Source organism: Pseudorhodoplanes sp., from assembly GCF_035565795.1.
Taxonomy (GTDB): Bacteria; Pseudomonadota; Alphaproteobacteria; order Rhizobiales; family Xanthobacteraceae; genus Pseudorhodoplanes.
In genome coordinates this window covers 84,906-96,383 of record NZ_DATMRV010000039.1, presented here as the reverse complement: position 1 = coordinate 96,383, position 11,478 = coordinate 84,906, and the positions used below count along the sequence as shown (strand labels likewise).

Annotated in this window: 8 protein-coding genes; 6 read left to right on the top strand and 2 right to left on the bottom strand. The window is 64.7% G+C overall.

Going from position 1 to position 11,478, the window contains the following annotated elements:
* Positions 1-14: 14 nt before the first annotated feature.
* Complete coding sequence (locus VNZ93_RS04055; protein ID WP_325700408.1) at positions 15-581, bottom strand: hypothetical protein; 567 nt, start codon at positions 579-581, stop codon at positions 15-17.
* Between the two features lie 503 nt (positions 582-1,084).
* Here VNZ93_RS04055 and VNZ93_RS04050 point away from each other — a divergent pair.
* Both VNZ93_RS04050 and VNZ93_RS04045 read left to right on the top strand, forming a co-directional pair.
* Entirely contained in the window at positions 1,085-2,047 is a 963-nt protein-coding gene (locus VNZ93_RS04050; protein WP_325700404.1) for an ArdC family protein, read from the top strand.
* On the top strand, positions 2,044-2,418 hold the full coding sequence (locus VNZ93_RS04045) for a DUF2958 domain-containing protein (protein WP_325700402.1): 375 nt from the start codon (positions 2,044-2,046) through the stop codon (positions 2,416-2,418). The genes VNZ93_RS04050 and VNZ93_RS04045 overlap by 4 nt, the downstream gene beginning before the upstream one ends.
* A 66-nt stretch (positions 2,419-2,484) precedes the next feature.
* On the opposite strand, the gene VNZ93_RS04040 is transcribed toward VNZ93_RS04045, so the two are convergent.
* Complete coding sequence (locus tag VNZ93_RS04040; protein WP_325700400.1) at positions 2,485-2,709, bottom strand: hypothetical protein; 225 nt, start codon at positions 2,707-2,709, stop codon at positions 2,485-2,487.
* A gap of 298 nt (positions 2,710-3,007) precedes the next feature.
* Between VNZ93_RS04040 and VNZ93_RS04035 the strand changes: the two genes are divergently transcribed.
* The 4 genes from VNZ93_RS04035 to VNZ93_RS04020 all read left to right on the top strand — a co-directional run bounded on the left by VNZ93_RS04035 (position 3,008) and on the right by VNZ93_RS04020 (position 11,416).
* Positions 3,008-5,140 carry a ParB/RepB/Spo0J family partition protein gene (locus VNZ93_RS04035; RefSeq protein ID WP_325700398.1) on the top strand — a complete coding sequence of 711 codons (2,133 nt, stop codon included), beginning with the start codon at positions 3,008-3,010 and terminating at the stop codon, positions 5,138-5,140.
* A gap of 119 nt (positions 5,141-5,259) precedes the next feature.
* Positions 5,260-5,853, top strand: coding sequence for a DUF6927 domain-containing protein (locus VNZ93_RS04030; protein WP_325700395.1), 594 nt, complete (start codon positions 5,260-5,262; stop codon positions 5,851-5,853).
* A 170-nt stretch (positions 5,854-6,023) separates the two neighbouring features.
* Positions 6,024-10,364 (top strand): strawberry notch-like NTP hydrolase domain-containing protein, encoded by a 4,341-nt coding sequence (locus VNZ93_RS04025; RefSeq protein WP_325700392.1) that lies wholly within the window; start codon positions 6,024-6,026, stop codon positions 10,362-10,364.
* Positions 10,361-11,416 (top strand): DUF7146 domain-containing protein, encoded by a 1,056-nt coding sequence (locus VNZ93_RS04020; protein ID WP_325700390.1) that lies wholly within the window; start codon positions 10,361-10,363, stop codon positions 11,414-11,416. The genes VNZ93_RS04025 and VNZ93_RS04020 overlap by 4 nt, the downstream gene beginning before the upstream one ends.
* The last annotated feature ends 62 nt before the right edge of the window (positions 11,417-11,478 follow it).

The following is an 11,478-nucleotide window of genomic DNA, read 5'->3' as shown; positions in this document are numbered from 1 at the left end:
GCACCACTTGGCCGTTAAGCCGGATAGTGCGCATTCCACGGCAGATTGAAAGCCGCGACATAGTCATGGTCCCGTGAATATTTCCGGGCCATGACCTTCAGCGTTTTCTCTACGCACTGTTCGGCCTGCGTTTTCATGGCCTCCGAGAACGCCTCGGATTCGTTTGGTGGGGAGTACTTTTTTATGTTCTGAATGTGGACGCGGTTACGAAGTTTCCGCAACTCGTCGAGGCGCGTGTAGAAGGCGTCGTTGGCGGGCTCTATCAGGCCTTGCTTCTTGGCGCTTTCGATCGTGGCTTCGAGTTTTTCCATTTTCTTGCGCGAGCGGATGTAGTTGCGGGATTCCTCCAGCACATTCCTCACGCCCTCGGTCCGGAATTCCCGGATGCGTTGATGCAGGTCATGGAGAACGGCGTCGATGATCGCCACCAGCAGAATGATGATCGGCTTGCACAACAGTCGCCGTTGTTCGGGCTGCGCGGCGTTGTAATAGCCATACAGAAGCGCGAGCACCTCGAGATTGTGGACGATGTTGTCGCCCGTTTTGAAGATGCCGATAAATTTGCTTTCGACCGTGACCATGCCGAGTCCCCCCTCCGCGCAACATAGCGGAACAGCGATGGTCACGGCGACCAAAGATTCTAACGAGATAGGTCTCCGCCGACCCTTTGACGGTCCAAGTTGAAATTTCCCATAGACATCGCTCCTTCAGCCGTCTTCCGGACGGCGCGGATCCGCAGGTCCGGCACTATTGTTCAGCCTCGATCACTGCTCCTTGGGAAGAAGCGATATGGTTCGACCGATACTCAAGTCGGTGCGGCAACTTCGAGATAGGCCGCACCAACCGTACCGGGCGTGTCCCTGTCGGGACCGGGCTGTCGGCTGCCGCTGAAACCCCGGCTGCGCCGGGTTTTCACCCTTCGGGTTTCCATCCCTCACGCGATCCTCGCGGCAGCATCTTCGGAAAATCGCTCCCGCGGGATTGCGCGGTGAGACCGCGTGGAGAGTGAGAGTGCGGGCCGGGTTGGCCGTGACGGGTTGGAAGCTGCGGGAGAGGCTCGCGGCGCCCGTCGCGGAGACCCGTGATGTCCAGACTTCAGGATCCTGTTCGCGCCGGCGAGGACCGGGCGAACCTCTATGACGAAATCACCGACAAGATCATCGCCGAACTGGAGGCCGGTCGCGTGCCCTGGGTTCAGCCCTGGGGGACGGCGGCGGCGAAGGCGCCGCTGGCGATGCCGAAGAACGCCTCGACGTCGCGCCAATATAGCGGCGTCAACATCCTCATTCTTTGGGGGGCTGTGATCGAGCGCGGTTTTGCGGGGCAGAGCTGGCTGACATTCCGCCAGGCGCTGTCGATGGGCGGTCACGTCCGCAAGGGCGAGCGCGGCACCACCGTCGTCTATGCCGATCGTTTCGTACCGAACGATGAGAAGCGCCGGGCGGCCGAGGCGGGCGAAGAAGCGCAGGCGATTCCGTTCCTCAAACGCTTCACGGTCTTCAACACCGATCAGTGCGATGGACTGCCCGCCGACATTGCGACAGTCGCGCCACCGCCGCTGCCCGGCATGATCGAGCCGCGGGTAGAGGCGCTCATCAAGGCCACCGGCATCGACTTCTGCATCGGCGGCAATCACGCCTTCTACATGCCTGCTAAAGACTACATTCAGGTGCCGCCGCCGGCCGCGTATTTCGAGCCGATCAACTGGCATCGCACCGCGTTGCACGAGCTGGGTCATGCCAGCGGTCACCGCTCGCGTCTCGATCGCGATCTGTCCGGCACGCACGGCTCGAAGAAATATGCCTTCGAGGAACTGATCGCCGAACTCTGCGCTGCGTTTTCCTGTGCCTCGCTCGGCATCGTACCGACCGTGCGGCATGCCGACTATATCGGCTCGTGGCTCGAGGTGCTGCGCGAGGACAACCGCGCCATCGTGCGCGCCGCATCGCAGGCGACCAAGGCCGCCGACTTTATCCTCGGCTTCTTGCCTGACGCGCAGGCGCCTGCCGCGATCCCGACCTACACCATCGAGGGGAGGGCGGCATGATCCTTCTGACACCGGATCTGCGCGAACGCCTGCTCGCCAATGGCCGACGGCGCGGCCTCGATCATGTCCCCGTGGTGAAGTTTTTCAATCCGCTCGGGATCGGCACATGGCTTGCCACCGAACTTGATGAGGACGGCGATACCCTGTTTGGCCTTGCCGATCTCGGATGCCCCGAACTCGGATCGTTCAGTCTCGAGGAGATGCAATCGATCGAACTTCCTCTCGGCATGGGCATCGAACGCGACATCCTGTTCGAGGCCGAATTCCCCTTGTCGGTCTATATTGAGGCGGCGCGCGCTTCGGGACACATCGTCATCGACCAGCGATCGCTGCGCGCCGTGGCCCTGGCGTTGCAGCGGGAGGGATTGTGAAAGGGCAATGCCCGAGACGCCAACAAGAGATCGCGGGCTGCCAATCAGCCCGCGATCCGCCTCACATCAAGCTGCGCCGCCTCCATCGTCCGATGCAAGCGGTTCAATATAGATGCGATGGAACGTGATCGGCGTGGAGTGTCCGTCGAACAGGATAATGACCTGATTTCGGGTGCGGGCTCGCCGAAGCACAGTCCCGATCTTGGCGGCCTGCTTGGGATTGCGCGACTTTCCCAACTCGCTGAGACGAAACCGCGTGCCGGCTTCAAAGACGACGGGGTCTCGCGCCATTTTTCTCATGTTCCCCATTCAGCTCCGTCCCGTCAGGCACTTGTGGCAGCCGCTGATCCAGTCCGCTGCGGACGCCTGTCCCTTAAGACAACTGAGATCCCCGTAACCTGAAATCGATTTGGGAAGATCGGCCATGCGCGTGACCACTTCGCCGGGGCGCGCGGCCGATCCCGATCGGCCCGGTCGTCCGGCCACGATCGCTGGCGCCGGACTAGAGAGGGAGAGGGGCGAGGCGTGTCCGTGAACGGGTTGGAGGTCGAGAGAGAGGCTTTCGGCCGCCCGTTCCGGAGAAACTGACATGGCAAAGGCCGTTCAGAAGATTCAGTTGTCGCCCCCGTGCGTCATTCCCTTCAACAAGCTGGTGCTGTCCCAGTCGAACGTGCGGCGGACCAAGGCCGGCATCTCGATCGAGGATCTTGCCGAGGATATCGCCCATCGCGGAAAACTGCTGCAAAGTCTTTACGTGCGGCCGATCCTGGATGCCGAGGGTGAGGAAACCGGCATGTTCGAAGTGCCCGCCGGAGGCCGCCGCTATCGCGCGCTCGGACTCTTGGTGAAACAGAAGCGCCTTGCCAAGACTGCGCCGGTCCCCTGCATCGTCGGCAAGGCGAATGACAAGATTTCCGCGGAAGAAGACTCGCTGGCCGAGAACGTGCATCGGGTCGCGCTTCACCCGCTTGACCAGTTTCGCGCCTTCCAGACGCTGCGTGAACAAGGCCGGTCCGAGGAGGACATCGCGGCGATCTTCTTCGTGTCCGCCAATGTCGTGAAACAGCGCCTCCGCCTCGCATCGGTCTCACTGAGGCTGCACGAGGTCTATGCCGAGGACGGCATGACGCTGGAGCAACTCATGGCGTTCTCGGTCTCAACCGACCACGACCGACAGGAACAGGTCTGGGAGACTATCAGCAAGTCCGGCTATGACGAGCCGTACCAGATCCGGCGGATGCTCACCGAAAGCACCGTCCGCGCCTCCGACAAGCGGGCGCAATTCGTCGGCGTCGTAGCCTATGAAGCCGCCGGTGGCGCCGTCCTGCGCGACCTGTTCGAAGCCGATGATGGCGGCTGGCTGCAGGATGTGCCGCTGCTCGACCGGCTCGTCACAGAGAAACTGAAACGCGAGGCGGAGACGATTGCCGCCGAAGGCTGGAAGTGGATCGAGGTCGCCGTCAGCTTCCCCTACGGCCATGACGATGGTCTGCGCCGGCTCGACGGCACCCCTGCGGACATCACCGCGGAGGAGCAGGCGGCGATCGAGGCCCTTCAGACCGAGCAGGCGCAGCTCGAGGCCGAGTATCAGGACGCCGACGAACTGCCCGATGAGGTCGATGCGCGCCTTGGCGAGATCGAGGAGGCCCTGTCGGCTTTCGATAATCGGCCGCACATCTTCGAGGCGACTGACATCCCGCGCGCCGGCGCTTTTGTCAGCATCGACACCGATGGCAGCCTTCTGGTCGACCGCGGCTATGTGAAGCCGGAGGACGAAAAGCCCGTCGAACAGCCGGACGGTGAAGTGGGCGGTGAGTCCGATGGTGCGGATGGCGCCGATCCCGACGCTCTATCAGCGCGCCGGACCGTCATCACCGTCGGCGGCGAGACGGAAAGCGAGGAGGAAGAAGACGACGGCATCAAGCCGTTGCCCGATCGCCTGGTCATGGAACTGACGGCCCATCGCACGCTTGCGTTGCGCGACGCCGTGGCGAACCATCCGCATGTTGCCATGACGGCGCTCTTGCACAAGCTCTGCCTCGATACCTTTCAGCGCGAGACGCCGAATGGCTGCCTGCAGGTATTCGTTCGCGAGGTGCATTTCGGCGTTCAGGCGGCGGGTTTGAAAGACAGTGTGTCGGCGAAATCCATCAACGACCGCAACAATGCCTGGGCCGCCGACATGCCGTCGGATGAGGCGGCGTTGTGGGACTGGCTCGATGCGCTCGACGATCACAGCCGCCTGGCGCTGCTCGCCCATTGCGTCTCGTTCGGCGTCAATGCGCTGTTCGAGAAGGTCGATCGCTACGGTGGCAACGGCGTCTCGCTGCACGGTCTGCAGCGTCGGCTCGGCCAGGCTGATCGGCTGGCGCGGGCCGTCCACCTCGACATGGTCGAGGCCGGCTGGCGTCCGACTGCCGATAACTACCTCGGTCGCGTCACCAAGAGCCGGATCCTCGAGGCGGTCCGCGAGGCCAATGGCGAGGGGGCGGCTCAACTCATCGACCATCTCAAGAAGACCGAGATGGCGAAGGAGGCGGAACGCCTGCTCGAGGGCACCGGCTGGCTGCCCGAGCCTCTCCGGCTCGCCGAGACCGAGGCCGAGGCTTCGCAGGCGCAGCCCAGCGAAACCGGGACCCTTCCGGAATTCCTGGCCGGTGAGGACGACGAAACGGCCACCGCCGACGAAGACGAGCAGCCGCACGCCGTCGCGGCCGAATGACGCCAACACGCGGGGCGGCTCCGGCCATCCCGCATCCTCTCACCCGCACCGTCAATCCCGAAAGCCCGGACATCGCGCCGGGCTTTCGCGTTCAACACAAGCATCGAAGGAGACCCGTCATGGGTTGGCTCTATATGCAATCTCTCAACGGTTATTCCGGTCCGCGCCAGTATCTCGACGCGCAATTCACCTTCACACGGCCGGACATCCGCTCGAAAGTGCTGCGATCCGCACTCGTCGGCATGCGCGTCTACTATGCGGCGATCGAGATCGTCCGCGGCCCCGCTGGCGAGCGCACCGTCTTCGCCACTGTCTGTCTCGTCAACTACAATCCACGCGACCGCGAAGGCTACATCTTCGGCTATAAGGACATGGACGAGTCCGTGGGGCCGAATGAGAGCGAGTGTCCCTCGGGAATCCTCGATCTTCTGACGCCGACTGAATACCCTTATGCCAAAGCATGGCGCGAGCGTTGCCACGCGAACCTCACGGCGCGGCGTGCCTTGTCGAACAAGCCATCGCCGCGGCCCGGTCAGACCATCGTGTTCGACGAGCCGCTGTCGTTTTCCGATGGCCGCCACCTGGATCGCTTTGAGGTGGTGAAGAATCCGCGCAGTCATCGCACCGTGCTGTTTCGCGCGGCGGACACCGGCGGGCTCTATCGCATCGCTAACGTCAAGAAGTGGACTTATCGCCTGATCGACGGGCGGTGAGGAAAATCGACAAGCGGTCGCAATTTGCGAGGGGTCCGGCGCGTCAGCGCCGGGCCCTTCGCATATGCGCGCGTCAGAGAGGAAGAGGCGGGCCGGGACGGGTTTGAGCCGCCGTGGATCGAGAGAGCATCCGCGCGGCCGATCCGTCCCCGCTCTCCGAGGCCTTCCTCATGTCCCCATCCTCCGCTTCCGCGCCCGCTATCGCGGCCGGGCCGCTTCATACCGCCGTCGATCCGGCATCCGCCATCGTCGAGGCCGCGCGCCTTCTTCTTCCCCATCTTGAGCGCGGCCAGCGCGTCGATGCGGCCATGCTCCGAGCCGCCATGCAGACGGCATTCGGCGCATCCGATGCCGATGGCGCATGGGACTGGAAGACCGCCTACGACGCCTGCGAGGCGGCGACGGTCTTGTTCGTGCGCAAATACGGCCCCGCGATGCGCGCGAAAGCCGGCTCGAACATCGCCATGCTGCCGATGCTCGCCAAGGTGACGCAGCTTCTGCCGACCCACACACGGCGTTCCGCCGAGAGTGAATCCTTCCAGCAATTTTCGACCCCGATCGCGCTCGGCTTCGCCGCCAGCGTGGCCGCTGCGATCACGCCCGTCGACGTGGTGCTGGAGCCATCGGCCGGCACCGGCCTCCTTGCGATCCTCGCCGAGATGTCGAATGCGTCGCTGGTTCTCAACGAACTCGCTGAGACCCGCGCCGGCATTCTTGAGCGGCTGTTTCCCGCCGTCTCCACGACACGGTTCGACGCCGCCCAGATCGACGATCATCTCGACGCCGGCATCGTGCCGAGCGTCGTTCTCATGAATCCGCCATTCTCCGCGCTCGCCCATGTCGATCGCCGGATGGCGGACGCAGCGCTGCGCCACATCGCCTCCGCTCTGGCGCGCCTGCCGGAGGGCGGACGGCTGGTCGCGATCACCGGCTCTACCTGCGCGCCCGACAATCCAGCCTGGCGTGAGGCCTTCGTGCGGCTGCAGGAGCGCGGCCGCGTCGTGTTTTCGGCGGCGATCGACGGTGCCGTCTATGCCAAGCATGGCACGACGACGGGCACGCGGCTGACCGTTATCGACCGGCAGCCCACCGGCGATACGACGGCGTTTCCGCCATCCGCCGGGATCGCGCCTGATGTCGCCACGTTGCTGGGCTGGATCGCCGAGTGCGTGCCGCCGCGACTGCCGATCGCAGGCAATGTTTCCGCGCCGGCCATTTCCCGCCCGTCCGCGCCCCGCACCGTCCGCGCCTACGTCGTTCAGCGGGCATCGGCACCCGCAACACCGGCGGCCGACGTGGCGGCGGTTGAACTTGCCTATGAACCAGTCGTCTGGGCGCCGGCGGACAAAAGCGAAATCACCGATGCGATCTACGAGGCATACGCCCTTCAATCGGTTCGTATTGTGGGATCGGCCGCGCATCCCACCAAACTCGTGCAATCGGCGGCGATGGCGTCGGTCGCGCCGCCGGCGCCGACCTATCGCCCGCATCTGCCGGCGAACGTCGTCTCCGCCGGCCTGTTGTCCGACGCCCAGCTCGAATCCGTCATCTACGCCGGCGAGGCCCATGCCGAGTTTCTGGCGGGGTCGTGGAATGTGGACGAGACCTTCGATCTCGTCACCGCAGCGCGCGACGACGCTGAGAACGCCGTGCGGTTCCGCCGCGGCTTTTTCCTCGGCGACGGCACCGGCGCGGGCAAGGGGCGGCAGGTCGCCGGCGTCGTGCTCGACAACTGGCTTAAAGGTCGACGTCGTGCCGTCTGGATCAGCAAGTCCGACAAGCTGATCGAGGACGCGCAGCGCGACTGGTCGGCGCTTGGCATGGAGCGGCTCCTGATCACGCCGCTGTCGCGGTTCCGGCAAGGCACGCCGATCCGGCTGGAGCAAGGCATCCTTTTTACCACCTATGCCACGCTGCGCTTCGACGAACGCGGCGACAAGCTTTCGCGCGTCCAGCAAATCGTTCAATGGATGGGGGCCGACTTCGATGGCGTGATCGTCTTCGATGAATCGCACGCCATGCAGAATGCGGCCGGCGGCAAGGGCGAACGCGGCGACCAGGCTGCCTCGCAGCAGGGACGCGCGGGCTTGCGCTTGCAGCACGCGCTGCCGAATGCCCGCGTGCTTTACGTGTCTGCGACGGGTGCGACGACCGTGCATAATCTGAGCTATGCCCAGCGCCTCGGTCTGTGGGGCGGCGAAGACTTCCCGTTCGCCACACGGGCCGAGTTTGTCGAGGCCGTCGAAGCCGGCGGCGTCGCCGCGATGGAAGTGCTGGCCCGTGATCTCAAGGCGCTCGGACTCTACGTCGCCCGCTCGCTCTCCTATGACGGTGTCGAATACGAACTCTTCGAGCACCGGCTGACCGATGAGCAGATCCGCATCTACGACGAATATGCCGGCGCATTCGCGATCATACACAACAACCTCAATGCCGCGATGCGGGCCGCGAACGTCACGGGCGAAACTGGTACGCTCAATGCCCAGGCAAAGTCCGCCGCACGCTCGGCGTTCGAGAGCGCGAAGCAGCGGTTCTTCAACCATCTGATCACCGCGATGAAGACGCCGACCCTGATCGCCTCCGTCGCGCGCGACCTGAAGGCCGGCCATGCCGCCGTCATCCAGATCGTCTCCACCGGCGAGGTGCTGATGGAACGACGGCTGGCGGAAATTCCAACTGAGGAATGGGGGGACGTCCAGGTTGATATCACGCCGCGCGAGTATGTCCTCGACTATCTCGCGCATAGTTTTCCGACGCAGCTCTATGAGCCGTTCACCGACAGCGAGGGAAACCTGTCGTCGCGGCCGGTCACGCGCGACGGCCAGCCCGTGCAAAGCCGGGACGCCGTCGCGCGCCGGGATCGGCTGATCGAGAAACTGGCGTCGCTTCCTCCCGTGCATGGCGCGCTGGACCAGATCGTGCAGTGCTTCGGCGCCGATCACGTTGCCGAGGTCACGGGCCGCTCGCGCCGCATCGTGCGCAAGACCGGGTCCGACAACATCGATCGCCTTGTCGTCGAGAACCGCGCCAGCTCGGTCAATCTCGCCGAAACCCAGGCGTTCATGGATGACGCCAAACGCATCCTGGTGTTCAGCGATGCCGGTGGTACCGGACGCAGCTATCACGCCGAGCTGTCGGCGCGAAACCGGCGGCTGCGCGTTCACTATCTTTTGGAAGCCGGGTGGAAAGCCGACGCCGCGATCCAGGGTCTCGGGCGCACCAATCGCACCAACCAGGCACAGCCGCCGCTGTTCCGGCCAATCGCGACCAACGTCAAGGCTGAGAAGCGCTTCCTGTCGACCATCGCGCGGCGTCTCGACACGCTCGGCGCCATCACCAAGGGGCAGCGCCAGACCGGCGGGCAAGGATTGTTCCGCGCCGAGGACAACCTGGAAAGCCATTATGCGCGCGACGCCTTGCGCCAGCTCTATCTCCTTTTGGTGATGGGCAAGATCGAGGGGTGCCCGCTCCAGACCTTCGAGAATACGACAGGTTTGAAGCTGACCGACACGAACGGCATCAAGGACGATCTGCCGCCGATCACAACATTCCTCAATCGCCTGCTGGCGCTGACCATCGACTTGCAGAACGTGCTGTTCAGCGCGTTCGAGCAGTTGCTCACCGCCCGCATCGAGGGGGCGATGGCGTCGGGCACCTACGACGTCGGGCTCGAGACGCTGACGGCGGAGCGTTTCACGGTGACCAAACGCGAGACGATCTACACCCATCCCGGGACCGCCGCCGAGACCCGGCTGCTGACCATCACGCAGCGCGAGCGCAACCAGCCGGTCACGCTGGACGAGGCACTCGGTTATCTCGCCGATCCACGCGCCGTGCTTCTGGTCAACACGCAGTCGTCCCGTGCCGCGGTGCAAGTGCCGGCACGCAGCATCATGCTCGATGACGGCGAGGTTGAGCGCCGCGTCCGTCTGATCCGGCCGATGGAGCAGCCGCTGATGCCGCTCGCGGCCATGCCGCAGACCCATTGGCGCGAAGCCGACCGCAAGATCTTTGCCCGCATCTGGTCGGATGAACTCGCGATCGTGCCGGCGTTCACCGACAGCGAGATCCATATCGTCGCAGGACTTCTGCTGCCGATCTGGAAGCAACTGCCGAATGACTCCACGCGCGTCTATCGGCTCCAGACCGATACCGGCGAGCGGATCATCGGCCGCAAGGTGTCGCCCGCATGGGCCGCGAGCGCAACGGAAACAGCCGTGTCATCGCTTGCACCTGACGTTGCCTTCGCGGCGCTGCTCGACGGCAAGACCGTGCTCGACCTCGCCGACAACCTCCAGCTTCGCCGCGTCCGGGCCATGGGCGCGAACCGCATCGAACTGACCGGATTCAGCGACGCGATGCGCGAACGGCTGTCGGCCTACGGCCTGTTCCACGAAATCATCTCGTGGAAACTACGCATGTTCGTCCCCGTCGATGCCACCGGCATCGACGTCCTGGCTAGGGTGCTGGACCGCTACCCGGTCACGCGCCTCACTGATCGGACCGCATGACCTTGCCGGGATCTGCGGGCGAATTGGCACGCCGCCTCGCGCGCGACGCCGAGGCGGTGTGTCGCAAGTATCTCTCGAACGGTCGCCGCCAGGGGCGCTACTGGCTGGTCGGCGATGTGAACAACACGCCGGGCCGCTCGATGTTCGTGCGCCTCTCCGGACCCGAAACCGGGAAGGGCGCGGCGGGGAAATGGACCGACGCGGCAACCGGTGAGCATGGTGATCTGCTCGACGTGATCGGCGCAAGCTGCGGTTTGGCCGATTTCCGCGAGGTCGAAGACGAAGCGCGGCGCTTCCTCAGTCTGCCGCGACCGGCACCCGATCCGGCGCCGAAGCCACGTCTTGCCTCGACACCTGCCGGTTCGCCGGAATCCGCCCGACGTCTCATTGCGATATCGCAGCCGATCGCCGGCACGCGCGCGGAAAGCTATCTGCGCGGTCGCGCCATTACGGCGCTACACGACACGGGTGCCTTGCGCTTCCATCCGCGCTGCTACTACCGGCCCGATGCGAACGCACCAACGCAAACATGGCCCGCGTTGATTGCTGCCGTCACCGATCTCGACGGCCGTATCACCGGCGCGCACCGGACCTGGCTCGACCCGGCGGGCTTCAATCCCGTCACGCTCGGCAAGGCGCCGCTCGACACGCCGCGTCGCGCGATGGGGGATCTGCTCGGCAACGCCGTCCGGTTCGGAATGGCACACGATGTCGTTGCCGCAGGCGAGGGCATCGAGACCGTGCTGTCGCTGCGCTGCGTCATGCCCGGCTTGCCGATGATGGCGGCTCTGTCGGCCGCGCATCTCGCCGCTATCCTGTTCCCGGCGACACTGCGCCGGCTCTATGTCGTGCGCGATAACGATCCGGCGGGCGACGGCGCGCTGGCGGAATTGTTCGACCGCGCTCATGCGGCCCGGATAGAGGCAGTCGCGCTGTCGCCGCGAAGCGACGACTTCAATCTGGATCTGCGGCGCTACGGCATCGATGCGCTCCGGGCAACGGTTCGCGTGCAACTCGTCCCCGAGGACGTCGCGCGCTTCATCCGGCTCTGAGGAGGGTGCCGGAACGGAGGGGCTTTTGGCTTGTGCCGCTTGCTCGGCGGCAGGGGATGCTT